The 25,705-nt window shown below is 61.3% G+C and carries 29 protein-coding genes and 1 pseudogene; 28 read left to right on the top strand and 2 right to left on the bottom strand.

Features of this window, described 5'->3' with window-relative positions; all coding sequences use genetic code 11:
• The first annotated feature begins 127 nt into the window (after positions 1-127).
• The 23 genes from fliL (at position 128) to JTY93_RS07720 (ending at position 20,604) form a co-directional block, all read left to right on the top strand.
• On the top strand, positions 128-631 hold the full coding sequence (gene fliL / locus JTY93_RS07610; protein ID WP_205476941.1) for a flagellar basal body-associated protein FliL: 504 nt from the start codon (positions 128-130) through the stop codon (positions 629-631).
• Positions 632-640: 9 nt separating this feature from the next.
• Positions 641-1,609 (top strand): flagellar motor switch protein FliM, encoded by a 969-nt coding sequence (gene fliM / locus JTY93_RS07615; protein ID WP_029292532.1) that lies wholly within the window; start codon positions 641-643, stop codon positions 1,607-1,609.
• 42 nt (positions 1,610-1,651) lie between these two features.
• Complete coding sequence (gene fliN / locus JTY93_RS07620; RefSeq protein WP_029292534.1) at positions 1,652-2,119, top strand: flagellar motor switch protein FliN; 468 nt, start codon at positions 1,652-1,654, stop codon at positions 2,117-2,119.
• A 1-nt stretch (position 2,120) separates the two neighbouring features.
• Positions 2,121-2,555 carry a flagellar biosynthetic protein FliO gene (gene fliO / locus JTY93_RS07625; protein WP_240344336.1) on the top strand — a complete coding sequence of 145 codons (435 nt, stop codon included), beginning with the start codon at positions 2,121-2,123 and terminating at the stop codon, positions 2,553-2,555.
• Positions 2,555-3,298: a flagellar type III secretion system pore protein FliP gene (gene fliP / locus JTY93_RS07630; RefSeq protein WP_029292538.1), complete on the top strand. Its 744-nt coding sequence runs from the start codon at positions 2,555-2,557 to the stop codon at positions 3,296-3,298. The genes fliO and fliP overlap by 1 nt, the downstream gene beginning before the upstream one ends.
• Before the next feature lie 4 nt (positions 3,299-3,302).
• Positions 3,303-3,572: a flagellar biosynthesis protein FliQ gene (fliQ, locus tag JTY93_RS07635; RefSeq protein WP_003192936.1), complete on the top strand. Its 270-nt coding sequence runs from the start codon at positions 3,303-3,305 to the stop codon at positions 3,570-3,572.
• 4 nt (positions 3,573-3,576) lie between these two features.
• Positions 3,577-4,362, top strand: a complete 786-nt coding sequence (gene fliR / locus JTY93_RS07640) for a flagellar biosynthetic protein FliR (protein ID WP_038446990.1) — start codon at positions 3,577-3,579, stop codon at positions 4,360-4,362.
• Between the two features lie 3 nt (positions 4,363-4,365).
• A complete protein-coding gene (gene flhB / locus JTY93_RS07645) occupies positions 4,366-5,502 on the top strand; it encodes a flagellar biosynthesis protein FlhB (protein WP_205476942.1) in 1,137 nt (378 codons plus the stop codon).
• Between the two features lie 447 nt (positions 5,503-5,949).
• Positions 5,950-6,153: a cold-shock protein gene (locus tag JTY93_RS07650; RefSeq protein ID WP_205476943.1), complete on the top strand. Its 204-nt coding sequence runs from the start codon at positions 5,950-5,952 to the stop codon at positions 6,151-6,153.
• Between the two features lie 135 nt (positions 6,154-6,288).
• The gene (flhA, locus tag JTY93_RS07655; RefSeq protein ID WP_205476944.1) at positions 6,289-8,403 is read left to right on the top strand and encodes a flagellar biosynthesis protein FlhA; all 2,115 of its coding nucleotides are present in this window, start codon (positions 6,289-6,291) and stop codon (positions 8,401-8,403) included.
• Between the two features lie 11 nt (positions 8,404-8,414).
• Complete coding sequence (gene flhF, locus JTY93_RS07660; protein WP_029292553.1) at positions 8,415-9,731, top strand: flagellar biosynthesis GTPase FlhF; 1,317 nt, start codon at positions 8,415-8,417, stop codon at positions 9,729-9,731.
• A gap of 100 nt (positions 9,732-9,831) precedes the next feature.
• On the top strand, positions 9,832-10,665 hold the full coding sequence (gene fleN, locus JTY93_RS07665) for a MinD/ParA family protein (RefSeq protein ID WP_205476945.1): 834 nt from the start codon (positions 9,832-9,834) through the stop codon (positions 10,663-10,665).
• On the top strand, positions 10,662-11,402 hold the full coding sequence (gene fliA, locus JTY93_RS07670) for an RNA polymerase sigma factor FliA (protein WP_038447000.1): 741 nt from the start codon (positions 10,662-10,664) through the stop codon (positions 11,400-11,402). Before fleN ends, fliA begins: the two co-directional genes overlap by 4 nt.
• Positions 11,403-11,570: 168 nt before the next feature.
• Complete coding sequence (locus JTY93_RS07675; protein WP_005790040.1) at positions 11,571-11,945, top strand: chemotaxis response regulator CheY; 375 nt, start codon at positions 11,571-11,573, stop codon at positions 11,943-11,945.
• Between the two features lie 18 nt (positions 11,946-11,963).
• Positions 11,964-12,752, top strand: coding sequence for a protein phosphatase CheZ (locus tag JTY93_RS07680; RefSeq protein ID WP_169955945.1), 789 nt, complete (start codon positions 11,964-11,966; stop codon positions 12,750-12,752).
• A 12-nt stretch (positions 12,753-12,764) separates the two neighbouring features.
• Positions 12,765-14,981: a chemotaxis protein CheA gene (locus JTY93_RS07685; protein WP_205476946.1), complete on the top strand. Its 2,217-nt coding sequence runs from the start codon at positions 12,765-12,767 to the stop codon at positions 14,979-14,981.
• Positions 14,982-15,030: 49 nt separating this feature from the next.
• The gene (locus JTY93_RS07690; protein ID WP_205476947.1) at positions 15,031-16,152 is read left to right on the top strand and encodes a protein-glutamate methylesterase/protein-glutamine glutaminase; all 1,122 of its coding nucleotides are present in this window, start codon (positions 15,031-15,033) and stop codon (positions 16,150-16,152) included.
• The gene (locus JTY93_RS07695; protein WP_169994396.1) at positions 16,152-16,892 is read left to right on the top strand and encodes a flagellar motor protein; all 741 of its coding nucleotides are present in this window, start codon (positions 16,152-16,154) and stop codon (positions 16,890-16,892) included. Before JTY93_RS07690 ends, JTY93_RS07695 begins: the two co-directional genes overlap by 1 nt.
• A gap of 145 nt (positions 16,893-17,037) precedes the next feature.
• Positions 17,038-17,925, top strand: coding sequence for a flagellar motor protein MotD (gene motD / locus JTY93_RS07700; RefSeq protein ID WP_029292572.1), 888 nt, complete (start codon positions 17,038-17,040; stop codon positions 17,923-17,925).
• A 51-nt stretch (positions 17,926-17,976) separates the two neighbouring features.
• Positions 17,977-18,765, top strand: coding sequence for a ParA family protein (locus tag JTY93_RS07705; RefSeq protein ID WP_169994394.1), 789 nt, complete (start codon positions 17,977-17,979; stop codon positions 18,763-18,765).
• Positions 18,766-18,849: 84 nt separating this feature from the next.
• The gene (locus JTY93_RS07710; RefSeq protein WP_205476948.1) at positions 18,850-19,650 is read left to right on the top strand and encodes a CheW domain-containing protein; all 801 of its coding nucleotides are present in this window, start codon (positions 18,850-18,852) and stop codon (positions 19,648-19,650) included.
• A gap of 75 nt (positions 19,651-19,725) precedes the next feature.
• The gene (locus tag JTY93_RS07715; RefSeq protein WP_029292578.1) at positions 19,726-20,211 is read left to right on the top strand and encodes a chemotaxis protein CheW; all 486 of its coding nucleotides are present in this window, start codon (positions 19,726-19,728) and stop codon (positions 20,209-20,211) included.
• On the top strand, positions 20,212-20,604 hold the full coding sequence (locus JTY93_RS07720; RefSeq protein ID WP_205476949.1) for a DUF2802 domain-containing protein: 393 nt from the start codon (positions 20,212-20,214) through the stop codon (positions 20,602-20,604).
• A gap of 229 nt (positions 20,605-20,833) precedes the next feature.
• On the opposite strand, the pseudogene JTY93_RS07725 reads toward JTY93_RS07720, so the two are convergent.
• Positions 20,834-21,164, bottom strand: a pseudogene (locus tag JTY93_RS07725) (EscU/YscU/HrcU family type III secretion system export apparatus switch protein).
• On the bottom strand, positions 21,161-22,738 hold the full coding sequence (gene fliK / locus JTY93_RS07730) for a flagellar hook-length control protein FliK (RefSeq protein ID WP_205476971.1): 1,578 nt from the start codon (positions 22,736-22,738) through the stop codon (positions 21,161-21,163). The pseudogene JTY93_RS07725 and the gene fliK overlap by 4 nt, the downstream one beginning before the upstream one ends.
• Positions 22,739-22,935: 197 nt before the next feature.
• On the opposite strand from fliK, the gene ccmA reads away from it, so the two are divergent.
• The 5 genes from ccmA (at position 22,936) to ccmE (ending at position 25,702) form a co-directional block, all read left to right on the top strand.
• Positions 22,936-23,571, top strand: coding sequence for a cytochrome c biogenesis heme-transporting ATPase CcmA (gene ccmA / locus JTY93_RS07735; RefSeq protein WP_205476950.1), 636 nt, complete (start codon positions 22,936-22,938; stop codon positions 23,569-23,571).
• Positions 23,568-24,236: a heme exporter protein CcmB gene (ccmB, locus tag JTY93_RS07740; RefSeq protein ID WP_205476951.1), complete on the top strand. Its 669-nt coding sequence runs from the start codon at positions 23,568-23,570 to the stop codon at positions 24,234-24,236. The genes ccmA and ccmB overlap by 4 nt, the downstream gene beginning before the upstream one ends.
• A gap of 85 nt (positions 24,237-24,321) precedes the next feature.
• Positions 24,322-25,077, top strand: coding sequence for a heme ABC transporter permease (locus tag JTY93_RS07745; protein ID WP_057958958.1), 756 nt, complete (start codon positions 24,322-24,324; stop codon positions 25,075-25,077).
• Positions 25,074-25,250: a heme exporter protein CcmD gene (gene ccmD / locus JTY93_RS07750; RefSeq protein WP_029292593.1), complete on the top strand. Its 177-nt coding sequence runs from the start codon at positions 25,074-25,076 to the stop codon at positions 25,248-25,250. The genes JTY93_RS07745 and ccmD overlap by 4 nt, the downstream gene beginning before the upstream one ends.
• Entirely contained in the window at positions 25,247-25,702 is a 456-nt protein-coding gene (gene ccmE, locus JTY93_RS07755) for a cytochrome c maturation protein CcmE (protein ID WP_104911854.1), read from the top strand. Before ccmD ends, ccmE begins: the two co-directional genes overlap by 4 nt.
• The last annotated feature ends 3 nt before the right edge of the window (positions 25,703-25,705 follow it).

Genomic DNA, 25,705 nt, shown 5'->3' on the forward strand with positions numbered 1-25,705 from the left:
TATCGCAGGCAAGCCAGCTCCCACACTGGTTTTGTAGCGTTGCTGAAATCCGTGACAACTCTGGCATAACACTTGCTCTTGCCTTCCCGTGGATCTATGAAACCCCGAATAGTGACGGATTATTGGCATGGCGAAGAGTGACGACGCAGCAACAGCTCCTGTAGCAGGCAAGGGCAAGCTCAAGATGATCCTGTTGATTGTCCTGGCCTTGTTATTGGCCATCGGCGTGTCGGTTGGGGCTACCTGGTACTTTATGCACAGTGCCCAGAGCAAGCCGGTACCTGTGGCCGAGACCGCCAGCAACGTCAAGCAACCGGCAATCTTCGAGCAAATGCTCCCGGCCTTTGTCGCCAACTACAACCAGAACGGTCGGCAGCGCTACCTGCAGGTGAGCATTACCTTGCTGGCGCGCAATCAGGCGGACATGGATGCCCTCAAGGTGCATATGCCGGTGATCCGCAACAACCTGGTGATGCTGTTCTCCGGGCAGAGTTTCGACAGCCTGGCCACCCCCGTGGGCCAGGAAATGCTGCGCCAGAAAGTCACTGCCAGCGTGCAGGAAGTGGCCCAGAAAGAACTGGGCAAAGTCGTGGTCGAGCAGGCGCTCTTCACTAATTTCGTATTGCAGTAGGATCACGACATGGCCGTGCAAGACCTGCTGTCCCAGGATGAAATCGATGCCCTGTTGCATGGTGTCGACGATGGTCTGGTACAGACCGAAATGGCTGCCGAGCCCGGCAGCGTCAAAAGTTATGACCTGACCAGCCAGGATCGCATCGTCCGCGGACGCATGCCGACCCTGGAGATGATCAACGAACGTTTTGCCCGCTACACCCGTATCAGCATGTTCAACATGCTGCGCCGCTCGGCGGACGTGGCAGTGGGCGGCGTGCAGGTGATGAAGTTTGGCGAGTACGTGCATTCGCTGTACGTGCCCACCAGCCTCAACCTGGTCAAGATCAAACCCCTGCGGGGCACTGCGCTGTTCATCCTCGACGCCAAGCTGGTGTTCAAGCTGGTGGACAACTTCTTTGGCGGCGACGGCCGTCACGCCAAGATCGAAGGCCGCGAATTCACCCCTACCGAACTGCGCGTAGTGCGTATGGTGCTGGAACAGGCCTTTATCGACTTGAAGGAAGCCTGGCAGGCGATCATGGAAGTCAATTTCGAGTACATCAACTCGGAAGTGAACCCGGCCATGGCCAACATCGTCGGGCCCAGCGAAGCCATTGTGGTCTCCACCTTCCACATCGAACTCGATGGCGGTGGCGGCGACCTGCACGTGACCATGCCGTACTCGATGATCGAGCCGGTGCGCGAGATGCTCGATGCGGGCTTCCAGTCCGACCTCGACGACCAGGACGAACGCTGGGTCAAGGCCCTGCGCGAAGACTTGCTGGATGTCGACGTGCCGCTGAGCGCCACCGTGGCGCGCCGCCAATTGCGCCTGCGGGACATTTTGCACATGCAGCCGGGGGATGTGATTCCCGTTGAACTGCCAGACGAACTGATCATGCGCGCCAACGGCGTGCCGTCGTTCAAGGTCAAGCTCGGTTCCCACAAGGGCAACCTGGCGTTGCAGGTGGTCGAGCCGATCAACCGCCGCTGATTCCCCTCTAATTCATGATTTTTGCTGCGCCGAGGACATGTAATGGCTACCGAACACGAAAACACTTCCGCCGAAGACCAGGCCCTGGCTGACGAATGGGCGGCTGCCCTGGAAGAAACCGGCGACGCAGGCCAGGACGATATCGACGCCTTGCTGGCGGCCGATGCCGCCACTGCGCCGGTGGGCAACCGCCTGCCCATGGAAGAGTTCGGCAGCGTGCCGAAGAACCATGAGCCGGTATCGCTCGATGGTCCGAACCTGGACGTGATCCTCGATATCCCGGTATCGATCTCCATGGAAGTGGGCAGTACCGAAATCAATATCCGTAACCTGCTGCAACTGAACCAGGGGTCGGTGATCGAGCTCGATCGCCTGGCCGGCGAGCCGCTGGATGTGCTGGTCAACGGCACGTTGATTGCCCATGGCGAAGTCGTGGTGGTCAACGAGAAGTTTGGCATCCGCCTGACTGACGTGATCAGCCCCAGCGAACGTATCAAGAAGCTGCGCTGAGATGGCGCGTCGCTGGCTGGGACTCTTGTGGGCATTGCCCCTGGGCGTGATGGCGGCTGAACCGGTGGCCCAGGTCGCCGTGCCCGCCGCCGGCGCCAGCGTGACGGGGCAACTGACCCAGTTGGTGCTGGGCCTGTTGCTGGTGGTGGGGCTGATCTTCGTCCTCGCCTGGCTGCTGCGCCGAGTGCAACGCATTGGCCCGGGCAACGCCCAGGTCATCGAGTTGGTGGGATCGCGGGCCTTGGGGCCGCGTGATCGCCTGGTGCTGGTGCAGGTGGGCGAAGAGCAGATCCTGCTCGGCCTGACGCCTGGCCGTATTACCCCGTTGCATGTGCTCAAGCATCCGGTGAGCGTGGCCCAGACCGAGGCCGCCACACCGGAGTTCGCCCAGCGCCTGATGGAGCTGATGGGCAAGGACCAGAAGGATAAGAAGTAATGCGCGTTCTATTGACGCTCATGCTGTTGCTGGCAGCGCCGCTGGCGTTCGGCGCGGACCCGTTGTCGATCCCGGCGATCACCCTGGGCACCAATGCGGCTGGGGCCCAGGAGTATTCGGTCAGCCTGCAGATCCTGCTGATCATGACCGCGCTGAGCTTTATCCCGGCGTTCGTCATGCTCATGACCAGCTTTACCCGGATCATTATTGTGTTCTCGATCCTGCGTCAGGCCCTGGGCCTGCAGCAGACCCCGTCGAACCAGATCCTCACCGGCATGGCGCTGTTTCTGACCCTGTTCATCATGGCGCCGGTGTTCGACAAGGTGAACCAGCAAGCCCTGCAGCCCTACCTGGCAGAGAAAATGACGGCCCAGGACGCGGTGGAAAAGGCCCAGGGCCCGATCAAGGACTTTATGCTGTCGCAGACCCGCTCCAGCGACCTGGAACTGTTTGTGCGCCTGTCCAAACGCACTGACATCGCCAGCCCGGACCAGGCCCCGTTGACGATCCTGGTGCCAGCGTTTGTCACCTCCGAGCTCAAGACCGCGTTCCAGATCGGCTTCATGATCTTTATCCCGTTCCTGATCATCGACCTGGTGGTGGCCAGTGTGCTGATGGCCATGGGTATGATGATGCTGTCGCCGCTGATCATTTCGCTGCCGTTCAAGATCATGCTGTTTGTATTGGTGGATGGTTGGGCGCTGATTATCGGCACCCTGGCCGGCAGTTTCGGAGGGGTATAGCGCCATGACTCCAGAAGTCGCCGTCGACCTGTTTCGTGAAGCGCTGTGGCTGACCACCCTGATGGTCGCCGTGCTGGTGGTGCCCAGCCTGTTGGTGGGGTTGCTGGTGGCGATGTTCCAGGCCGCCACGCAGATCAACGAACAAACCTTGAGCTTCCTTCCGCGCCTGCTGGTGATGCTGGTGACGCTGATCGTTGCCGGCCCCTGGCTAGTACAGACCTTCATGGAATACATCCTGCAGTTGTACGGCAGTATTCCGCAGTTGATCGGCTGACCTGATGCAGTCCTTGCTGGCGTTGACCGACACCCAGATCAGCACTTGGGTGGCTGCGTTCATCCTGCCGTTGTTTCGGGTGGGCGCCTTGCTGATGACCATGCCGGTGATCGGTACGACCCTGGTCCCCAAGCGTGTGCGCTTGTTCTTCACTGTGGCGATTACCGTGGTCATCGTGCCGACGTTGCCAGCGATGCCGCCGGTCAACGCCCTGGACCTCAGTGCACTGCTGCTGATTGCCGAACAGATCCTGATCGGCGCCTTGATGGGCTTCTCCCTGACCCTGTTCTTCCAGGCCTTCGTGATTGCCGGGCAAATCGTCTCGATCCAGATGGGTATGGGCTTCGCGTCCATGGTCGATCCCACCAACGGCGTATCGGTGGCGGTGATCGGGCAATTTTTGACCATGCTGGTGACCTTGCTGTTTTTGGCGATGAACGGCCATCTAGTGGCGTTCGAGATCCTCACCGAGAGCTTTACTACCTTGCCGGTGGGCGAGGGCTTGATCGTCAATCACTTCTGGGAAGTGGTCGGCCGCCTCAGTTGGGTGCTGGGCGCCGCGTTGCTGCTGGTGCTGCCGGCGATCACCGCGCTGCTGGTGGTCAACATCGCCTTCGGCGTGATGACCCGCGCCGCGCCGCAGTTGAACATCTTCGCCATTGGTTTCCCGCTGACCCTGGTGTTGGGCCTGGGAATTTTCTGGATCGGCCTGGCCGACATTCTCAATCAGTATCAACCGCTGGCCAGTGATGCCTTGCAGTTTTTACGTGATCTGGCACGGGCGCGCTAAGCCATGGCCGAGAGCGAGAGTGGTCAGGACAAAACAGAAGACCCCACGGAGAAACGGAAAAAGGACTCCAGGGAAAAGGGCGAGATTGCCCGCTCCAAAGAGCTCAACACCCTCGCGGTGATGCTCGCCGGTGCCGGTGGCCTGCTGATCTACGGCGGCGGCCTGGCCCAGGACCTGATGGAGATCATGAAGCACAACTTCTCCCTGCCCCGGGATGTGCTGCTGGACCCGCGCGCCATGGGCATCTATTTGCTGCACTCAGGGAAGATCGCGATTCTGGCGGCGCAACCGGTGCTGATCACCTTGCTCCTGGCGGCGATCATCGGGCCGATCTCCCTGGGCGGCTGGCTGTTTGCGGCCGGCAGCCTGGCGCCAAAATTCAGCCGGATGAACCCCGGCGCCGGGATCAAGCGCATGTTCTCCGCCAAGGCCGTGGTGGAGCTGCTCAAGGCCCTGGCGAAGTTTTTTATCATCCTGTTCGTGGCGCTGGTGGTGTTGAAGTCAGATATCGACGACTTGCTGCGCATCGCCCATGAGCCGCTGGACCTGGCAATCATCCATAGCGTGCAGTTGGTGGGGTGGAGCTCATTGTGGATGGCCTGCGGGCTGATCCTGATTGCGGCGGTGGATGCGCCGATCCAGCTGTGGGAAAGCCACAAGAAACTGCTGATGACCAAGCAGGAAGTGCGCGACGAGCACAAGGATCAGGAAGGCAAGCCGGAAGTGAAGCAGCGCATTCGCCAGCTGCAGCGGGAGATGTCCCAGCGCAAGATGATGGCGTCGGTGCCCGATGCCGATGTGGTCATCACCAACCCGACCCACTATGCCGTGGCGCTCAAATACGACGCCGAGAAGGGCGGTGCGCCGTTGCTGCTGGCCAAGGGCAGTGACTTCACCGCCTTGAAGATCCGCGAAATCGCCCAGGCCAACGACATCCTGCTGCTGGAATCACCGGCGCTGGCGCGTTCGATCTTCTACTCAACCGATCTGGATCACGAGATCCCGGCTGGGCTGTATCTGGCGGTGGCGCAGGTGCTGGCCTATGTCTACCAGATTCGCCAATACCGTGCGGGCAAGGGCAAGCGCCCGGATCCCCTCAAGGACTTGCCGATTCCACTGGATTTGCGCCGCGATTCCTGAGTATCAGTTGGGGCCTTGTCTATGGCTTAAGGGCTTGTCTGAGGGCTAAAGGCTTGTCTGTGGCGAGCGGGCTTGCCCTCGCGCTGGGCTGCGCAGCAGCCCCAAAACCAACCACCGCGGTCTGCCCGACACTACGCGGCGCCCTTCTTATTGGGGCTGCTTCGCAGCCCAGCGCGGGGGCAAGCCCGCTCGCCACAGGCAAGCCCCTAAACCACAGATAATCCCCTAAGGCACAGACAAGCCCCTAAACCACAGATAATCCCCTAAGGCACAGACAAGCCCCTAAGCCCCAGATAATCCCCTAAGCCACAGACAGTTCCTTAAGCCCCAGGCAAGCTCTTACCATCGGTCTGAAGTTGCGCGCAACCTGTCAACTTTGACAGTAGCCAGCGCCGGTGCCTCGCGCTTTGATAGGTCGTAGAAGTGCGTGGTTTCGGGAGAAAGGCAATGGCAATCGGTACAGTGAAGTGGTTCATCGATTCAACGGGCTTTGGCTTTATTACGCCGGACGGTGGCGCAGAGGACCTGTTTGTTCGCTTTTTCGGCATTTTCGGTAGCGGTCACAGAGCGCTGGCAGAGGGCCAAAAGGTCGAGTTTGATATCGTCGAAGACCCAAAAGGCAAGCAGGCAGTAAACGTCAGGCCGCTCTAGCCAGCCCTGCGGCGTACCACCGGTAAGTCCTCAAGCAAAAGTTGGAAGGCTTCTTGCAACAGCGCCTGCAAGTCGCCTTCTGGCGTCAAAGTTTTGCTTCAAGGGACACGAGGAATACCGGTGGATCGCTCTAATATGTTCAGCACAGCCCGTGGCACCCTGACAGACCTCTCGCGAGGCAATCTGGGTGTGCCGTTGTTGCTGCTGGTGATGCTGGCAATGATGATGTTGCCGATACCGCCGTTCTTGCTGGACGTGTTCTTCACCTTCAACATTGCCCTGTCGATCGTCGTGCTGCTGGTCTGCGTCTACGCGCTGCGGCCTTTGGATTTCGCGGTATTCCCGACCATTTTGCTGGTTGCCACGCTGCTGCGCCTGGCCCTTAACGTGGCCTCCACGCGGGTGGTCATGCTGCACGGCCAGGACGGTCACGCCTCGGCGGGCAAGGTGATCCAGGCCTTTGGCGAGGTGGTGATTGGTGGTAACTATGTGGTCGGTGTCGTGGTGTTTGCGATCCTGATGATCATCAACTTCGTGGTGGTGACCAAAGGTGCCGGGCGGATCTCCGAGGTGAGTGCGCGTTTCACCCTCGACGCCATGCCTGGCAAGCAAATGGCGATCGACGCCGACCTCAACGCCGGCCTGATCGACCAGAACCAGGCCAAGTCCCGCCGTTCTGAAGTGGCCCAGGAAGCCGAGTTCTATGGCTCCATGGACGGTGCGAGCAAGTTCGTGCGCGGCGACGCCATCGCCGGCCTGCTGATCCTGTTTATCAACCTGATCGGCGGCATGGCGGTCGGGATCTTCCAGCACGGCATGACCTTCGGTGATGCGGGCAGGGTTTACGCCTTGCTGACCATTGGTGACGGTTTGGTGGCGCAATTGCCATCACTGTTGTTATCCACAGCTGCGGCGATCATGGTGACCCGTGCGTCCGGCTCCGAAGACATGGGCAAACAGATCAACCGCCAGATGTTCGCCTCGCCCAAGGCCCTGGCCGTGGCGGCCGGCATCATGGCGATCATGGGCATCGTGCCGGGCATGCCGCACTTCTCTTTTCTGAGCATGGCCGCCCTGGCCGCCGGCGGTGCGTACCTGTTCTGGAAGAAGCAGAACACGGTCAAGGTCCAGGCCTTGAAAGAGGTGGAACGCCAGCAGGACCTGTTGCCATCGCCGGCCCGTGCCCAGGAAACCAAGGAGTTGGGCTGGGATGACGTGACGCCCATCGACATGATCGGCCTCGAAGTCGGTTACCGCCTGATCCCCTTGGTGGATCGCAACCAGGGCGGCCAGTTACTGGCGCGGATCAAGGGTGTGCGCAAGAAGTTGTCCCAGGACCTGGGCTTTTTGATGCCCACCGTCCACATCCGCGACAACCTCGACCTGGCCCCCAGTGCCTACCGCCTGACGCTGATGGGTGTGACCCTGGCCGAAGCCGAGATCTACCCCGACCGCGAGTTGGCGATCAACCCCGGGCAGGTATTCGGCACCCTGAGCGGCATAACCGCCAAAGATCCGGCTTTTGGCCTGGAAGCGGTGTGGATCGAAGTCAGCCAGCGGAGCCAGGCGCAGTCCCTGGGTTACACCGTGGTTGACGCCAGCACCGTGGTTGCCACGCACCTCAACCAGATTTTGTACAAGCACTCCCACGAGCTGATTGGCCACGAAGAAGTCCAGCAACTCATGCAATTGCTGGCCAAAGCCTCGCCAAAGCTGGCCGAAGAGCTGGTGCCAGGGGTGTTGTCGCTGTCGCAGCTGCTCAAGGTGCTGCAGGCGCTACTGGCCGAACAGGTGCCGGTGCGGGACATTCGCAGCATTGCCGAGGCTATCGCCAACAATGCCGCCAAGAGTCAAGATACTGCCGCGCTGGTGGCAGCGGTGCGCGTCGGATTGTCGCGTGCCATCGTCCAAAGCATTGTAGGGCTTGACTCTGAGCTGCCTGTGATCACCTTGGAACCAAGGTTGGAACAAATATTGCTCAATAGTATCCAGAAGGCAGGACAGGGCCAGGAAGAGGGCGTTCTGCTGGAACCAAGCATGGCTGAAAAGCTGCAGCGTTCGTTGATCGACGCCGCACAGCGCCAGGAAATGCAGGGCCAACCGGTGATTCTGCTGGTGGCAGGCCCCGTCCGGGCGATGTTGTCGCGGTTTGGACGCTTGGCAGTACCAAATTTGCACGTTTTGGCTTACCAGGAAATTCCTGACAATAAGCAAGTGACTATCGTCGCGACAGTAGGGCCCAACGGCTGAGGTAGTGGGTTATGCAAGTAAAGCGTTTTTTCGCCGCCGATATGCGTCAGGCCATGAAGCTGGTTCGTGATGAACTGGGCGCCGACGCGGCTATTATCGGTAACCGCCGCATTGCCGGCGGTGTCGAGCTGACGGCTGCCCTGGATTACAAACCCCAGGCCCTGGCGCCGCGCGTGCCGAACATGGAACTCGAAGACGAGTTGCGCAAGACCGCCTCGCGCATTGTCTCGGCCCAGGCCGAGCTGAGCATGCGTGGCGACAGCGATGCGACCACCAATCGCCAATTGTTTGCCGGCCTGCCGCTGACTGCGGCCGAGCCACTGGTAGAACCGACTTTCGTCGAGCCGCCACGTCCCGCCGCGCCAGCACCGGCCGCTGCGGTCGACCAGCGCGTGTTCGACTCGATGCGCTTTGAACTCAATGGCCTGCGCGAACTGCTGGAAGTGCAGTTGGGCTCGCTGGCCTGGAACCAGTTGCAAGGCAGCAAGCCGCAACAGGCCAATCTCTGGCGTCGTCTGCAACGCATCGGCTTGTCCGGCCCGTTGTCGCGCGACCTGCTGGAGCTGACCACCGGCATTGAAGAGCCTCGCCAAGCCTGGCGCATGTTGCTGGCCCACCTGGCGCGGATGATCCAGACCCCGGAAATCGAACCCCTTGAAGAAGGTGGCGTGATTGCCATGGTCGGCCCTGCCGGCATGGGCAAGACCACCACCCTGGCCAAGCTGGCCGCCCGTTATGTACTCAAGTACGGCGCCCACAATATTGCGCTGGTGAGCATGGACAGCTACCGCATCGGTGCCCAGGAACAGCTCAAGACGTTGGGCCGCATCCTCAATGTACCGGTGACCCATGTCGACCCGGGCCAATCCCTGGCCAACGCCCTCGACCCGCTGCTGCGCAAGCGCGTGGTGCTGATCGATACCGCCGGCCTGCAAGCCAGCGATCCGGCGTTGCGCATGCAGCTGGAAAGCCTGGCCGGGCGCGGGATCAAGTCGAAAAATTACCTGGTACTTGCAACAACCAGCCAAAAACAGGTTCTGACTGCTGCGTACCACAGCTACAAGCGTTGCGGGCTGGCCGGTTGCATCCTGACTAAGCTGGATGAAACCGCAAGCCTTGGCGAAGTGTTGAGCCTTGCCATCAGCCATGAATTACCGGTCGCCTACCTGACCGACGGGCCGCGGATCCCGGATGACTTGCATCTGCCGCGCCGTCATCAGTTGGTCAGCCGTGCAGTCAGTGTGCAAATGCAGGATGAACCCAGTGAAGAGGCTATGGCGGATATGTTCGCCGACCTCTATCACAACCCAGCCAAGCGGGTCGGCTGAAGGCAACATGAAACACAGTGCAATGTACCTACATCGATGGTCTGCTACCGCGGCCACCCTATGTAGCCTGCGGCTAAGCAAGACAAGGTAAAGAAAGAACATGGGCAGCATGCATCCCGTACAGGTGATCGCGGTGACCGGCGGCAAAGGTGGCGTCGGGAAAACTAACGTGTCAGTGAATTTGTCCCTGGCCCTGGCAGAGCTTGGCCGCCGCGTCATGCTGCTGGATGCCGACCTGGGCCTGGCGAACGTTGACGTTCTGCTGGGACTGACGCCCAAACACACCCTGGCCGATGTCATAGAGGGCCGCTGTGAGCTGCGCGATGTGCTGTTGCAGGGGCCAGGGGGGATTCGTATCGTCCCGGCCGCCTCCGGCACCCAGAGCATGGTGCATCTGAGCCCGGCGCAGCATGCCGGCCTGATCCAGGCCTTCAGTGATATCGGCGACAACCTCGACGTGCTGGTGATCGACACCGCTGCCGGGATTGGCGAGTCGGTAGTCAGCTTCGTGCGCGCCGCCCAAGAAGTGTTGCTGGTGGTCTGCGACGAACCCACCTCGATCACCGACGCTTACGCCCTGATCAAACTGCTCAACCGTGACTACGGCATGAACCGCTTCCGTGTGCTGGCCAACATGGCCCAGAGCCCACAAGAAGGGCGCAACCTGTTCGCCAAGTTGACCAAGGTCACGGATCGCTTCCTCGATGTCGCCTTACAATACGTCGGCGCAGTTCCCTATGACGAGTGTGTGCGCAAGGCTGTGCAAAAGCAGCGTGCAGTCTACGAAGCGTTCCCTCGTTCGAAATGCTCGTTGGCGTTCAAGGCAATTGCTCAGAAGGTCGATACCTGGCCACTGCCCGCCAATCCCCGGGGGCATCTGGAGTTTTTCGTCGAGCGATTGGTGCATCAGACGAGTGCAGGACCGGTGCTATGACAGCCAGCGGCTACAACCTTTACAAAAAATCAGCGCGTGACAGCCAGGGCGAATTGATCGAGCGCTATGCGCCTCTGGTCAAGCGCATTGCCTACCACCTGCTGGCACGCCTGCCCGCCAGTGTCCAGGTCGAAGACCTGATCCAGGCCGGGATGATCGGCTTGCTCGAAGTGTCGACCAAGTACGACGCGAGCAAGGGGGCGAGTTTCGAGACGTATGCGGGTATCCGTATCCGTGGCGCGATGCTCGATGAAGTGCGTAAAGGTGATTGGGCGCCGCGTTCGGTCCACCGCAATACCCGGATGGTGAGTGACGCAATTCGCTCAATTGAAGCAAAAACCGGTCGCGACGCTAAAGATCACGAAGTTGCGGCCGAACTCCAATTGAGTCTCGACGATTACTACGGGATTTTGAACGATACCTTGGGCAGCCGCCTGTTCAGTTTCGACGACCTGCTACAGGACGGCGAACATGAAGGGCTGCACGAGGACGGCGCGAGCGCTCACCAGGAGCCTTCACGCGACCTGGAAGATGAACGCTTCCAGGGCGCCCTGGCGGACGCGATTGCCAATCTGCCGGAGCGTGAGCGGCTGGTGTTGGCGCTGTACTACGACGAAGAGCTGAACCTCAAGGAAATCGGTGAGGTCCTGGGGGTCAGCGAATCGCGGGTCAGCCAGCTACATAGCCAATGCGCGGCCCGCTTGCGGGGGCGTTTGGGAGAGTGGCGAGCGCGCTGACAGGCAGTGTGGGGACACTGTGAACGATAACCGCCAGGGCGCGAGCCGGGCGGGAGCGGCTCGTGGAGTGCCCTAGCAGTCCTTTTTGTGTAATGCCTGTTGAATGATATGGCGCGCCCAGGTGCTGGACGCGTTTAAGACTGCTTGGAGGTCGAATTGGACAAGAACATGAAAATCCTCATCGTTGATGACTTCTCAACGATGCGGCGGATCATAAAAAACCTGTTGCGTGACCTTGGGTTCACTAACACGGTCGAGGCGGATGACGGCATTACTGCGATTCCGATCCTCAACAGCGGGAGCATCGACTTTCTGGTAACTGACTGGAACATGCCTGGCATGACCGGCATTGATCTACTGCGCCACGTGCGCGCGGATGAAAAACTGCGCAGCCTGCCTGTGCTGATGGTGACCGCTGAAGCCAAGCGTGAACAGATCATCGAAGCCGCCCAGGCGGGGGTCAACGGCTACGTGGTCAAGCCATTCACTGCACTGGCCTTGAAAGAGAAGATTGAAAAAATCTTCGAACGCATCGGTCATTGATGCTGCCACGGGGGAGCTATGGAGCATAAAGAATCATCGCAGGCCGACTTTGAGTCGACCCTGAAAAAACATGCTCACCAACTCGTCGAAAGCCTGGAAAAAGGCCAGTTCGGCGACGCAGTGCAGTTGATCCATGAGCTCAACCAGACCCGCGACCGCGGCCTGTACCAGGAAGTGGGCAAGCTCACCCGTGAGTTGCACAGTGCGATCGTCAATTTCCAGATCGACCCGCACATGCCCCAGGCCGAGGAAATCTCGCAGATCACTGATGCCACCGAACGCTTGTCCTATGTGGTCAGGCTGACTGAGGCGGCAGCCAATCGCACCATGGACCTGGTGGAAAACGCCACGCCCCTGGTCAACGGCATGGCCAATGAGGCCAAGGCGTTGAGCGCTGACTGGGGGCGTTTCATGCGCCGCGAAGTCGGTGCTGAAGAATTTCGTGAGCTGGCGCGTCGGGTCGAAGGTTTTCTGTCACGCAGCGAGCAGGAAAACCGCACGGTTTCCAGCAACCTCAATGACATCCTGCTGGCCCAGGATTACCAGGACCTCACCGGTCAGGTGATCAAGCGCGTGACCCTGTTGGTCACCGAAGTGGAAAGCAACCTGCTCAAACTGGTGCTGATGGCTGGCCAAGTCGACCGTTTTGCCGGCATTGAACATGACCGCGAAGCGATCCTCTCGGAAAAAGATCCACAAAAACACCTCGCCAAGGGTGAAGGTCCGCAGATTCATGCCGATAAACGTGAAGACGTTATGTCAGGTCAAGATGACGTAGACGATTTGCTGTCCAGTTTAGGCTTCTAAGGAGCACGCAATATGAGCTTCGGCGCCGATGAAGAAATCCTTCAGGATTTCCTTGTAGAGGCCGGCGAAATTCTAGAGCAGTTGTCCGAGCAACTGGTCGAGCTGGAAAGCCGACCGGATGATGCGAACCTGCTCAATGCAATTTTTCGCGGTTTTCACACTGTAAAAGGGGGCGCCGGCTTCCTCCAGCTCCATGAGCTGGTGGAGTGCTGCCACATCGCCGAAAACGTGTTCGACATCCTGCGCAAGGGTGAGCGGCACGTTGATTCGGAATTGATGGACGTGATCCTCGAAGCCCTGGACGCGGTCAATGGCATGTTCAACGAAGTGCGTGAACGCGCTCCGATTACTGCCGCCACCCCGCAACTGCTGGCCGCCCTGGCGCGCCTGGCAGAACCTGCCGCATTGGTCGCCGCCCCGGTGGTTGAAGCCGCACCTGAACCGGTGGCCGAACCCGACGTCACCGACAGCGAATTCGAACAACTGCTGGACTCCCTCAATGCCGTCAAGGCCGAGGCCGAGGCCGAAGCACCGGCAGCGGCTGCGCCGGCCATGGTGCCGACCAGCGAAGACATCACCGACGCCGAGTTCGAGTCCTTGCTCGACCAGTTGCACGGCAAGGGCCAGTTTGCCCCGGACGCCGTGGCGGCCACACCGCAGCCTGTGGAGCCTGCTGCGCCAGCGGCCAGCACCGATATCACCGACGACGAATTTGAAGCACTGCTGGATCAGTTGCATGGCAAGGGTTCGTTTGCTGCCGATGCTTTGCCGGCAGTCGCTGCGGCGGCTGCACCTGCTGCTGCGGCGCCTGCTGCCGCACCGGCGGCGGATGGCTTGATCACCGACCACGAATTCGAATCCCTGCTGGACGAATTGCACGGCAAGGGCAAGTTTTCCGAGGTGGCACCTGCCGCCGCCGCGACCGCGACCGCCACAGCGGCGGTGGCCAAACCGGCACCCGCTGCCGCCGCCAAGGCCGCTGCACCGGCTCCCGCACGTGCCGCCGCCCCGGCGCCAGCCCGTGCGCCCGCCGCTGCCGAGAAAGCCCCGGCCAGTGAAGCCGAAACCACCGTGCGGGTGGATACCGCGCGCCTGGACGACATCATGAACATGGTCGGCGAACTGGTGCTGGTGCGTAACCGCCTGGTGCGCCTGGGCTTGAACAGCGGCGACGAAGCCATGCAAAAGGCCGTGTCGAACCTCGACGTGGTCACTGCCGACCTGCAGACCGCGGTGATGAAGACGCGCATGCAGCCGATCAAGAAAGTCTTCGGGCGCTTCCCGCGCCTGGTTCGTGACTTGGCCCGGCAGTTGAAAAAAGAGATCGCCCTGGAACTGGTGGGCGAAGAGACCGACCTCGACAAAAACCTGGTCGAGGCCCTGGCCGACCCATTGGTCCACTTGGTGCGCAACGCGGTCGACCACGGTGTGGAAACCCCGGAAGAGCGCGAAGCCAGCGGCAAGCCGCGCCTGGGCAAAGTGATCCTGGCGGCCGAGCAGGAAGGCGACCATATCCTGCTGTCGATCACCGATGACGGCAAAGGCATGGACTCCAATATCCTGCGCGGCATCGCGGTCAAGCGCGGCGTCATGGACAAGGACGCGGCCGACCGCCTGACCGATACCGAGTGCTACAACCTGATTTTCGCCCCGGGCTTTTCGACCAAGACCGAGATTTCCGACGTGTCCGGCCGTGGCGTGGGCATGGACGTGGTGAAAACCAAGATCAGCCAGCTCAACGGCTCGATCAATATTTACTCGACCAAGGGCCAAGGCTCGAAGATCGTCATCAAGGTGCCGTTGACCCTGGCGATCATGCCGACCTTGATGGTGATGCTGGGCAACCAGGCGTTCGCCTTCCCGCTGGTCAACGTCAACGAAATCTTCCACCTCGACCTGTCGCGCACCAATGTGGTCGACGGCCAGGAAGTAGTGATCGTGCGGGACAAGGCCCTGCCTTTGTTCTACCTCAAGCGTTGGCTGGTGGCGTCTGCCGCTCATGAAGAGCAGCGTGAAGGCCACGTGGTGATCCTGTCCGTGGGCACCCAGCGTATCGGCTTTGTCGTCGATCAGTTGGTTGGCCAGGAAGAAGTGGTCATCAAACCATTGGGCAAGATGCTGCAAGGAACGCCAGGCATGTCGGGTGCGACCATTACCGGTGACGGTCGGATCGCGCTGATTCTCGATGTTCCGAGCATGCTCAAGCGTTACGCCGCACGGCGTATTTGATTCTGGTTGGGCGGGGCGATTGTCCCTCGCCCGGCCTAACGGAGTGGTTATGGTAGTCAAGGTTCTGGTGGTGGATGATTCGGGTTTCTTCCGCCGCCGCGTCTCGGAAATTCTTTCAGCGGATTCCAACATCCAGGTGGTCGGTACGGCCACCAACGGCAAAGAGGCGATTGATCAGGCCCTGGCGTTGAAGCCAGACGTGATCACCATGGACTACGAGATGCCGATGATGGATGGCATCACCGCTGTGCGCCACATCATGCAGCGTTGCCCGACCCCGGTGTTGATGTTCTCGTCGCTGACCCACGAAGGCGCCCGAGTGACCCTCGACGCGCTGGACGCTGGCGCCGTGGATTTTTTGCCGAAGAATTTCGAAGACATCTCGCGCAACCCCGAGAAGGTCAAGCAGATGCTCTGCGAGAAGGTGCACAGCATCTCGCGCAGCAACCGCAGCAGCTTCCGCGCGCCGGTGGCTCCCGCTCCGGTAGCGGCGCCTGCACCGACCAGCAGCAGTTTCGGACGTCCGGCTCCCGCGCCAGTGGCACGGCCTGCCGTGGCGCCGACGCGCACGGCGGCGCCAAGTCCTGCGTCGCCTGCGCCCAAGCGCAAGGCCTACAAACTGGTGGCGATCGGTACGTCCACCGGCGGCCCGGTGGCCTTGCAGCGCGTCCTGACCCAGTTGCCCGCCAACTTCCCCGCGCCCATCGTGCTGATCCAGCACATGCCCGCCGCTTTTACCAAGGCCTTTGCCGAGCGCCTGGACAAGCTGTGCCGCATCAGCGTCAAGGAAGCCGAAGACGGCGATATCCTGCGCCCAGGCCTGGCCTTGCTGGCCCCCGGTGGCAAGCAAATGATGGTGGACGGTCGCGGCGCGGTAAAAATCTTGCCGGGTGATGAGCGCCTGAACTACAAGCCGTGTGTGGATATCACCTTCGGTTCGGCAGCCAAGTCCTACGGTGACAAAGTTCTGGCGGTGGTCCTCACCGGCATGGGCGCCGACGGTCGCGAAGGCGCGCGCCTGCTCAAGCAGGGCGGCAGCTCGATCTGGGCCCAGGACGAAGCCAGTTGCGTGATCTATGGCATGCCCATGGCCATCGTCAAGGCCGACCTGGCCGACGCGGTCTACAGCCTGGATGACATCGGCAAGCACCTGGTGGAGGCCTGTCACTGATGGATGTGTTGAGCCTGGTTGGGATACTCCTGGCGTTTGTCGCCATTATTGGCGGCAACTACCTGGAAGGCGGCCACCTTGGCGCCCTGGCCAACGGTCCGGCAGCACTGATCGTGATCGGCGGTACCGTCGGCGCGGCGCTGTTGCAGTCACCCCTGAGCTCATTCAAGCGGGCCATGCAGATCCTGGTGTGGATCATTTTCCCGCCGCGCGTGGATCTGGCTGGCGGTATCGACCGCGTGGTCAACTGGAGCCTCACCGCCCGCAAGGAAGGTCTGTTGGGCCTTGAAGGCGTGGCCGATGCCGAACCCGACAGCTACTCGCGCAAGGGCTTGCAACTGCTGGTCGACGGCGCGGAGCCGGAAGCGATCCGCAGCATCCTCGAGGTGGACTTCTACACCCAGGAAAGCCGCGATATCAACGCGGCCAAAGTTTTTGAAAGCATGGGCGGCTACGCGCCGACCATCGGCATCATCGGTGCGGTCATGGGCCTGATCCACGTGATGGGCAACCTGGCCGACCCCTCGCAACTGGGCAGCGGCATCGCCGTGGCATTCGTCGCCACCATTTATGGCGTGGCCAGTGCCAACCTGTTGCTGCTGCCGATTGCCAGCAAGCTCAAATCCATTGCCATGCGCCAATCCCGTTACCGGGAAATGCTCTTGGAGGGCATCCTGTCGATTGCCGAGGGCGAGAACCCGCGCTCCATCGAATTGAAGCTCCAGGGCTTCATGGATTGATGAGCATGCGCCTCCCTGTAGGAGCGAGCTTGCTCGCGAAAAACCCGAGAGCACCGCGTTTAACCCGCAGCCCCGCGTTATCGTTCGCGATTTTCGCGAGCAAGCTCGCTCCTACAGTTGATGTGTGTTGTGAGGGGTATTGCCTGTGAGCCGTCGCCGCCGCGAGCCTGAAGAGCACGTCAACCATGAACGCTGGCTGGTGTCCTACGCCGACTTCATCACTTTGCTGTTCGCCTTCTTCGTGGTGATGTACTCCATTTCCTCGATCAACGAAGGCAAGTACAAAGTCATCTCCGAAGCCTTGGTGGGGGTTTTTACCGACTCCGATCGGGCCCTCAAGCCGATTCCCATTGGCGACGAGCGGCCCAAGACCATGACCCCGGCCAAACCCCTGGTCAAGGACAGCGACGAGACCGACGCCGGTATCAGTGGCGGCAGCGATCCGCTCAAGAGCATCGCCGACGATATCAGCGCGGCATTTGGCGATCTGATCAGCTCCAACCAGATGACCATTCGTGGCAACGAGTTGTGGGTGGAGATCGAGCTCAATTCCAGCCTGCTGTTCGCCAGCGCCGATGCCCTGCCCAGTGATATTGCCTTCAGCATCATCGATAAGGTGGCGGCCATCCTCAAACCCTTCGACAACCCGATCCACGTCGAAGGCTTTACCGATGACCAACCGATCCATACCGCGCAATTTCCCACCAACTGGGAACTGTCGTCGGCGCGTTCGGCGAGCATCGTACGCATGCTGGCGATGCAGGGCGTGAACCCTGGGCGCCTGGCGTCGGTGGGCTACGGTGAATTCCAGCCCGTGGCCAATAATGCGACGGCTGAAGGCCGTGCGCGCAATCGTCGGGTGGTGTTGGTGGTGTCGCGCAACCTGGATGTGCGCCGCAGCCTGACCGCCACCGGCGCGGCCAATGCACAACCTGATGCTGCAATGAAGCGGGCTGGCACACAAACTGCACCGACGCCCGTAAAGCCGCCGGTTCGTGAGAGTGCCGTCAATTCTCCGTCACCGGCTCTATAACCTCGTGCTATTTCTCGGTCGAGCCAGTGCCTGCCGGGAGGAACAATCCGAATGAGAGTCTGGGCAGTTGCCAATCAAAAAGGTGGGGTCGGCAAGACCACTACCTCCATCGCCTTAGCCGGTCTGCTGGCCGAGGCGGGCAAGCGCGTGGTCATTGTCGACCTGGATCCCCACGGCTCGATGACCAGCTATTTCGGCTACGACCCCGATGCCCTGGAGCACAGTTGCTTCGACCTGTTCCTGCACAAGGGCAGTGTCCCCGCAGGCTTGCCCGGGCAACTGTTGTTGCCCACCAGCAACGAAAACATTTCCCTGTTGCCCTCCAGCACCGCCCTGGCCACCCTGGAGCGCCAGTCGCCGGGGCAGAGCGGCCTGGGCCTGGTGATCGCCAAGAGCTTGGCGCAGCTGTGGCAGGATTTCGACTACGCAATCATCGACAGCCCGCCATTGCTTGGCGTGCTGATGGTCAACGCCCTGGCGGCCAGCCAGCAATTGGTGATCCCGGTGCAAACCGAACACCTGGCGGTCAAGGGCCTGGAGCGTATGGTCAACACCCTGGCCATGATTAACCGTTCGCGCAAACAGGCGCTGCCGTTCAGCATCGTGCCGACCCTGTTTGACCGTCGCACCCAGGCCTCCCTCGGCACCTTGCGCGTATTGCGCGACGCCTACCCAGAAACTATCTGGCAAGGCTATATCCCGGTGGACACGCGCCTGCGTGACGCCAGCCGCGCAGGCCTGGCGCCGTCGCAATTCGACGGCAAGAGCCGTGGCGTACTGGCGTACCGCGCCTTGCTCAAGCATCTGCTGGCCCAGCAACTTGTGGCGCAGGTGGCGTGAAATGAACCTGAATTCAAGTCCATGGGGCATCGCGCCGATAACCTTTGAATACACGGTTAACGGGGCTTGCGCGTGGGCATACAGATGAATCGTCCTGTCGATATCAAGACCCGGCCGCAACTGGCGCTGCAGTCCTACCTGGATGCGCTGCTGCAAGAGGCGACCGAGGAACTGCTGCCCGAGCCGATCCTGGTGCTGGATGAGGTGGTGGCGGTGCCTGTGGTCGAGGCTGAGGCCGGCCTGGATGAGTTCCAACTGGCGGTCCTGGAAGAGCAGGCCCGTGATGCGTTGGTGGTGCCGGTCGCCGTTGCGGTCGTGCCTGAGCCTGTACCGCTGGTGCTGGTACCGCCAGTGGCCGAGGTGCATCGGCCGCCGAGCATTACTCCGCCGCCGGTGGAAACCGATGGCCGGCCGGCCTGGGCTGCCGAGTCGTTCGAGTGCCTGCTGTTCGATGTGGCCGGTCTGACGCTGGCGGTGCCGCTGGTGTGCCTGGGGTCGATCTACTCCCTGGAAGGCCAGGAGTTGACGCCGTTGTTTGGCCAGCCGGAGTGGTTCCTCGGGATCCTGCCGAGCCAGGCCGGCAACCTCAAGGTGCTGGACACTGCGCGCTGGGTGATGCCCGACCGCTATCGCGATGATTTCCGCCAGGGCCTGCAATACGTGATCTCGGTGCAGGGCTACGAATGGGGGTTGGCGGTGCATCAGGTCAGCCGTTCGCTGCGCCTGGACCCCAACGAAATCAAATGGCGCAGCCACCGTGGCCAGCGGCCATGGCTGGCGGGCACGGTGATTGAACATATGTGCGCGCTGCTGGATGTCGCCGAATTGGCGGAGCTGATTGCCAGCGGCGCGGTAAAAGATCTGCCAGGTAACAAACGTACTTGATAAGAGGCGCAGCGCCACGGTGCTGCCAAAGAAGAACACACGCCGTTATCAACGGTATTTGAAGGGGTCAGGGGTATGAACAAGTCGTCAGCGTCCGCACAGGGTTTGGATGATCCGATTCTGCAATGGGTGACCTTCAAACTGGACAACGAGTCCTACGGCATCAACGTTATGCGCGTGCAGGAAGTGCTGCGCTACACCGAAATCGCGCCAGTACCGGGGGCGCCGAGCTACGTGCTGGGCATCATCAACCTGCGCGGCAACGTCGTGACCGTGATCGACACCCGCCAGCGCTTTGGCCTGATGCCGACTGAAGTCAACGACAACACCCGGATCGTCATCATCGAAGCCGACAAGCAAGTGGTCGGGATCATGGTCGACAGCGTGGCCGAAGTGGTTTACCTGCGTCAGTCGGAAGTCGAGACTGCGCCGAATGTCGGCAACGAAGAATCGGCCAAGTTTATCCAGGGCGTATGCAACAAGAACGGCGAGCTGCTGATTCTGGTTGAGCTGGACAAGATGATGAGCGAAGAAGAGTGGTCGGACCTGGAGAACATCTGATTGATGCTTGAGGTAGCGGTAATCGTCCTGGCCCTGCTGTGGGTCGGGACTCTCGTGGTGTTGCTGCGTCATATGCGCCAGCAGCGCGAGTCGGCGCTGCAGCAGGCCGAGCGCGACGCCGTGCGCGACCAACGTCTGCGCGAGATGGCCAAGCGCGTGGACAACTACCAGCAAAGCGCCGTGCGGGTGGGGGAGGACGTGCATGAATTGCGTTCAATCGTCGCCCCGTTGCCCGACAAACTGTCGGCACTGGAACAGCGCGACCCGGCCAACCTGTCCTTCGCCCAAGCGGCGAAGCTGGTGGGCATGGGCGCAACGGTGGATGAACTGACCCAATCCTGCGGCCTGACCCAGGCCGAGGCGCAGTTGATGAGCAAATTGCACAAAAGCTGAAGGTGCCGCAGTTCCCATGCAGGAGCGGGCCGTTGTGGCAAGCGGGCTGTTGTGGCGAGCGGGCTTGCCCCGCGTTGGGCTGCGCAGCAGCCCCAGTAAGCCGAATGCATTGTGTCAGATACACCATGGAGGCTGGTTTTGGGGGCTGCTTCGCAGCCCAGCGCGGGGCAAGCCCGCTCGCCACAATAGCTAGCTCCCACATTTTGGGTCGGCATACAGCCTTGGGATTTCAGTAATCATCCCCGCGCGCCGTCACATCCCGCTCCTCTGGCTCGGCATTCGGATCATAGCCCACCGGGAATTTGCCCTTCAACGTCCAGGCAAACGCAATAATCTCGGCGATGGTCCGGTACAACTCTTCGGGGATGCTGTCCCCCCAGTTCCATGCGCGCCAGCAATTTCACCAGCTCGGCATTTTCATAAATCGGTACTTCGTGCTCCCGCGCCAATTTCAGGATAGCTTCGGCCAGGGCGTCATCGCCTTTGGCGGTCAGGGCGGGGGCCGCTTTGCCGTCGTATTTGAGGGCGATGGCCTGGCGCGGTGGGTTGGGGTTTTTCATGCGGTTTCATCCACCCAGCGTTGTTCCAAGCCGGTCTTTGGCCCGCGGGGCGGGGTGCCGAGGTGGCAGTCGAGATCGCCGACGTTGAGCCCCGAGGCCACCAGGCGTTCGCGCAGGCTGCCCAGATGGCTTTCGATCAGGCTGGCGGTGAAGGGGCGGCTGGCCCACAACTGGCTGGAGAGTTTGCCTTCACTCAGTTGCGCCTGGATCTGCAACGGGCCCAGGGGCTCCATGTCGAAGGCCAGCTCCACGCGCCAGAGCATCTTTTTGGCGTCGCGCTCGATCTTGCGTTCAGGCTCGTCCTTGTCCGGCGCAGGCTCTTCGCGCTGGAACTTGACCTGCAGTGGCACGATGTCTTGCAGGGTGCGCATGGGGATTTCCATCTGCCAGGTGGTTTGCAGGCGGCCATCGGCGGTGGTGCCGGTCTGTTCCAGGCTCGACAATTGGTGGCTTTGCAAACGCGAGATAGCGCCGGCGGCCAGGCGCAGCAGGTTTTCCAGGCTGTTTTCACCCTCCAGGCGCTGCAACAGCCGCTCCGGCAGCGGGAAGCCGCCCGGTGCGGTGCGGGCGCCCATCTGGCCGAGGGTGCCCAAGGGGCTGCGGACAAAACTGGGCAGCATTTGCGCCAGGGTATTGGCGGCCAGGATGGCATTGAGATTGGTACCGGCGGGCAGCGCAGGCATCAGCTCGGCCACTAGGCGCAGCAGGCTGCCCTTCATGTCCAGAGGCGGGACCAACGGGTTTTGCCCGGCCAGCAACTTGGCTTCCAGCAGCGCGCCGCTGTTGTGCAGCAATTGCGCCAGCACCTTGGGGTTACTGACTTGGGCCAGGTCGGGCATACCGGCCAGCACCCGTTCTACCGCCGCGCGCAGATCCGCCGGCAGGTCAGCATTGCGCGGCAGGTTTTGCAGGGCGCTGAGCAGGCCTTCCAGCGAACCCTGGCGGCTTTGCTGAGTCGCCAATTGCTGACTGACTGCCAGTTGATCGCGCAGCCCGCTCAGAGGCACGAAATCCAGGGTCTGCGCGCCCTGTACCACGGCACTGAGCAAGCTGCCGACGCGCAGCGGCTGCGGGCTTTCCAGGGTCAGGGTGGTGCCGCTCAAGGCGTTGTTGAGCACCGACACCAGCGAGCGGTACAGCGCCGGCTGGCCAGCGCCCTGGGGCAGCATCTGCGAGGTCAGCACCTTGGCTTGCAGCAAGGTGCCCACCGGCAATTGCTGGGTGTCGATACGGGTCAGGGCGGCGACATTGGCGCTGAGGGCCTGTTGCAGGCTGATCGCCAGGTCGCCCGACGCCGTCTGGCTCACCGCGACGTTGCTGCCCAGGGGCAGCGGCTGGTTGCTCGCGGCTTGCACCAGGGTTTGCCGGCCGCCTTCGAGGGTCAGCTTGAGCAATAGCTGGAAGGCTTCACCGCCTTGCTTGAGCGCCAGCACCTCGGCGTTCACGGTTTTGCCGGCGTCGATCAACCCTGTCTGCGGCTCCAGCAGTTTCAGCAGTTCGCCCACTGCAGGCGCAGGCCTGGGCCCGGTGGCCGGGGCTGGGGGGAGGGTCGGAAGGTTGATGTCACCGGTCATCGTGGCCGCCGTCTCAAGGAAATTGCCCTCTTTAGAGTAGGGCATCGCATGTATAATGCCGCCCGTCTTCAAAGAGCGGGTCAAAAACATCACAACTGATTGATCCAGCTCTCTAAAACAGGCCGTCAATGCAGTTATTGTGCATCTCTTTAACGGCCGTTCCACCGCCGACTTGAACCGTAAAGGCCCGCGATCTTGTGACCAGTCCACTACTTGAAGCCGTTGCGCTTGCCTGTGAGCGAGACCTGCGAATGCTGTTCGAACACCTCGAACTGCGTCTGGCGGGCGGCGACATGGTGCAGATCAGTGGGCCCAACGGCAGCGGCAAGACCAGCCTGCTGCGCTTGCTGGCCGGCTTGATGCAACCGACGGCAGGGCAGGTGCGCCTTAACGGCAAACCGTTGCACGAACAACGCACGGAGCTGGCGCGCAACCTGCTGTGGATCGGCCACGCCGCCGGGATCAAGGATGTGCTGACGGCTGAGGAAAACCTCAGTTGGCTCAGCGCCTTGCATCACCCGGCCACACGCGAGTCGATCTGGCAGGCCCTGGCCGCCGTGGGCCTGAAGGGCTTCGAAGATGTTCCCTGCCATACCCTGTCGGCCGGCCAGCAACGCCGCGTGGCCCTGGCCCGCCTGTACCTGGATGGCCCGCCGCTGTGGGTCCTCGACGAACCCTTCACCGCCCTCGACAAACAGGGCGTGGCCCAGCTTGAGGAACATCTGTCCCGGCACTGCGAGCAGGGCGGCATGGTGGTTCTCACCACCCATCACACCCTGACCCGCATGCCCGCCGGTTATCGCGACCTGGATCTGGGGCGGTGGTCGGTATGAGTGTCTTTGCCCTGTTGCTCGCCCGCGAAGCGCGCTTGCTGTGTCGCCGCCCGGCTGAATTGGCCAACCCGCTGGTGTTCTTTGCGATTGTCATCGCCTTGTTCCCTTTGGCGGTCGGCCCCGAGACTAAACTGTTGCAAACCTTGTCTCCGGGACTGGTGTGGGTAGCGGCACTTTTGTCCGTCCTGCTCTCGCTGGACGGGCTGTTTCGCAGTGATTTCGAAGATGGATCCCTTGAGCAGTGGGTCCTTTCGTCGCACCCCCTGCCTCTTCTGGTATTGGCCAAGGTACTGGCACACTGGGCCTTCTCCGGCCTGGCGCTGGTCCTGCTCGCGCCGCTGCTGGCGATGATGTTGGGACTGCCTTCCGAATGCCTGCCGGTGTTGCTGGCCTCGTTGTTGCTAGGCACCCCGGTGCTGAGCCTGCTGGGCGCCGTCGGTGCGGCACTGACCGTAGGCCTCAAGCGTGGGGGGCTGTTGCTGGCCTTGCTGATTTTGCCTTTGTATATCCCGGTATTGATCCTGGGCAGCGGCGCCTTGCAGGCCGCGCTCATGGGGATGCCGGCGACCGGTTACCTCTTGTGGCTTGGCAGCCTGACCGCCCTGGCGGTAACCCTGACACCCTTTGCTATAGCGGCCGGCCTGAAGATCAGCGTCGGCGAATAATGAGGTCTGATCCAGTGTTTTCACTGAGTCAGTAAAGACCCTAAGCTTCTTGCAACGACAAGAAGCAACCGTGATGGAAACAGCAATGAACTGGACCTGGTTTCACAAGCTCGGCTCGCCCAAGTGGTTCTATGGCATCAGCGGCAAAATGTTGCCCTGGCTCGCCGTCGCCGCCTTCCTGCTGATCGGGATCGGCCTGGTCTGGGGCCTGGCTTTCGCGCCACCGGACTACCAGCAAGGCAACAGCTTTCGCATTATCTATATCCATGTTCCCGCCGCGCTGCTGGCCCAGTCCTGCTACGTGATGCTGGCGGTGTGCGGCATCGTCGGGCTGGTGTGGAAGATGAAGCTGGCCGACGTCGCCTTGCAATGCGCGGCGCCCATCGGCGCGTGGATGACGGCGGTTGCATTGCTGACCGGGGCGATCTGGGGCAAGCCGACCTGGGGTTCGTGGTGGGTCTGGGATGCACGACTAACGTCCATGTTGATCCTGCTGTTTCTGTACTTCGGTCTGATTGCCCTGGGCAACGCGATCAGCAATCGTGACAGCGCCGCCAAGGCCTGCGCGGTGCTGGCGATTGTCGGCGTGATCAACATCCCGATCATCAAGTACTCGGTGGAGTGGTGGAACACCCTGCACCAGGGCGCCACCTTCACCCTCACCGAAAAACCGGCGATGCCCGTGGAAATGTGGGCGCCGCTGCTGCTGATGGTTCTGGGCTTCTACTGCTTTTTCGGCGCGGTGCTGCTGATGCGCATGCGCCTCGAAGTGCTCAAGCGTGAAGCCCGCGCCAGCTGGGTCAAGGTCGAAGTGCAAAACAGCCTGGGAGCCCGTGGATGAGTTTTGCCTCTTTCAGTGATTTTCTCGCCATGGGCCACCACGGCCTGTACGTCTGGACCGCCTATGGCATCAGCCTGGCCGTCCTGGCCCTCAACGTCGTTGCGCCGATCCTGGCCCGCAAGCGTTACCTGCAACAAGAGGCGCGTCGTCTGCGCCGGGAGACCGATAAGTGAATCCGCTGCGTAGAAAGCGTCTGTTGATCATCCTTGCCATCCTGGTGGGCGTCGGCGTTGCCGTGGGCCTGGCCTTGAGCGCGTTGCAGCAGAACATCAACCTGTTCTATACCCCGACCCAGATCGCCAATGGCGAAGCGCCGCAAGACACGCGGATCCGCGCCGGCGGTATGGTCGAGGCCGGTTCCCTGAAACGTTCCGGCGACTCCCTGGACGTGACCTTCGTGGTCACCGACTTCAACAAATCCGTGACCATCACCTACCGTGGCATCCTCCCGGACCTGTTCCGCGAAGGGCAGGGCATCGTGGCCCTCGGCAAGATCAACGCCCAGGGCGTGGTCGTGGCCGACGAAGTGCTGGCCAAGCACGATGAAAAATACATGCCGCCGGAAGTAACCAAGGCCCTGAAAGAAAGCGGCCAATCCGCGCCAACCCCAGCCAAGGAGGGTTAAGCG

Source organism: Pseudomonas hygromyciniae (assembly GCF_016925675.1).
Lineage (GTDB): Bacteria > Pseudomonadota > Gammaproteobacteria > Pseudomonadales > Pseudomonadaceae > Aquipseudomonas > Aquipseudomonas hygromyciniae.

Bases quoted from the DNA above. Each gene is read 5' to 3' on its own strand.
- fliL (WP_205476941.1), top strand. From the start codon at position 128: ATGGCGAAGAGTGACGACGCAGCAACAGCTCCTGTAGCAGGCAAGGGC.
- fliM (WP_029292532.1), top strand. From the start codon at position 641: ATGGCCGTGCAAGACCTGCTGTCCCAGGATGAAATCGATGCCCTGTTG.
- fliN (WP_029292534.1), top strand. From the start codon at position 1,652: ATGGCTACCGAACACGAAAACACTTCCGCCGAAGACCAGGCCCTGGCT.
- fliO (WP_240344336.1), top strand. From the start codon at position 2,121: ATGGCGCGTCGCTGGCTGGGACTCTTGTGGGCATTGCCCCTGGGCGTG.
- fliP (WP_029292538.1), top strand. From the start codon at position 2,555: ATGCGCGTTCTATTGACGCTCATGCTGTTGCTGGCAGCGCCGCTGGCG.
- fliQ (WP_003192936.1), top strand. From the start codon at position 3,303: ATGACTCCAGAAGTCGCCGTCGACCTGTTTCGTGAAGCGCTGTGGCTG.
- fliR (WP_038446990.1), top strand. From the start codon at position 3,577: ATGCAGTCCTTGCTGGCGTTGACCGACACCCAGATCAGCACTTGGGTG.
- flhB (WP_205476942.1), top strand. From the start codon at position 4,366: ATGGCCGAGAGCGAGAGTGGTCAGGACAAAACAGAAGACCCCACGGAG.
- JTY93_RS07650 (WP_205476943.1), top strand. From the start codon at position 5,950: ATGGCAATCGGTACAGTGAAGTGGTTCATCGATTCAACGGGCTTTGGC.
- flhA (WP_205476944.1), top strand. From the start codon at position 6,289: ATGTTCAGCACAGCCCGTGGCACCCTGACAGACCTCTCGCGAGGCAAT.
- flhF (WP_029292553.1), top strand. From the start codon at position 8,415: ATGCAAGTAAAGCGTTTTTTCGCCGCCGATATGCGTCAGGCCATGAAG.
- fleN (WP_205476945.1), top strand. From the start codon at position 9,832: ATGGGCAGCATGCATCCCGTACAGGTGATCGCGGTGACCGGCGGCAAA.
- fliA (WP_038447000.1), top strand. From the start codon at position 10,662: ATGACAGCCAGCGGCTACAACCTTTACAAAAAATCAGCGCGTGACAGC.
- JTY93_RS07675 (WP_005790040.1), top strand. From the start codon at position 11,571: ATGAAAATCCTCATCGTTGATGACTTCTCAACGATGCGGCGGATCATA.
- JTY93_RS07680 (WP_169955945.1), top strand. From the start codon at position 11,964: ATGGAGCATAAAGAATCATCGCAGGCCGACTTTGAGTCGACCCTGAAA.
- JTY93_RS07685 (WP_205476946.1), top strand. From the start codon at position 12,765: ATGAGCTTCGGCGCCGATGAAGAAATCCTTCAGGATTTCCTTGTAGAG.
- JTY93_RS07690 (WP_205476947.1), top strand. From the start codon at position 15,031: ATGGTAGTCAAGGTTCTGGTGGTGGATGATTCGGGTTTCTTCCGCCGC.
- JTY93_RS07695 (WP_169994396.1), top strand. From the start codon at position 16,152: ATGGATGTGTTGAGCCTGGTTGGGATACTCCTGGCGTTTGTCGCCATT.
- JTY93_RS07705 (WP_169994394.1), top strand. From the start codon at position 17,977: ATGAGAGTCTGGGCAGTTGCCAATCAAAAAGGTGGGGTCGGCAAGACC.
- JTY93_RS07710 (WP_205476948.1), top strand. From the start codon at position 18,850: ATGAATCGTCCTGTCGATATCAAGACCCGGCCGCAACTGGCGCTGCAG.
- JTY93_RS07715 (WP_029292578.1), top strand. From the start codon at position 19,726: ATGAACAAGTCGTCAGCGTCCGCACAGGGTTTGGATGATCCGATTCTG.
- fliK (WP_205476971.1), bottom strand. From the start codon at position 22,738: ATGACCGGTGACATCAACCTTCCGACCCTCCCCCCAGCCCCGGCCACC.
- ccmB (WP_205476951.1), top strand. From the start codon at position 23,568: ATGAGTGTCTTTGCCCTGTTGCTCGCCCGCGAAGCGCGCTTGCTGTGT.
- JTY93_RS07745 (WP_057958958.1), top strand. From the start codon at position 24,322: ATGAACTGGACCTGGTTTCACAAGCTCGGCTCGCCCAAGTGGTTCTAT.
- ccmD (WP_029292593.1), top strand. From the start codon at position 25,074: ATGAGTTTTGCCTCTTTCAGTGATTTTCTCGCCATGGGCCACCACGGC.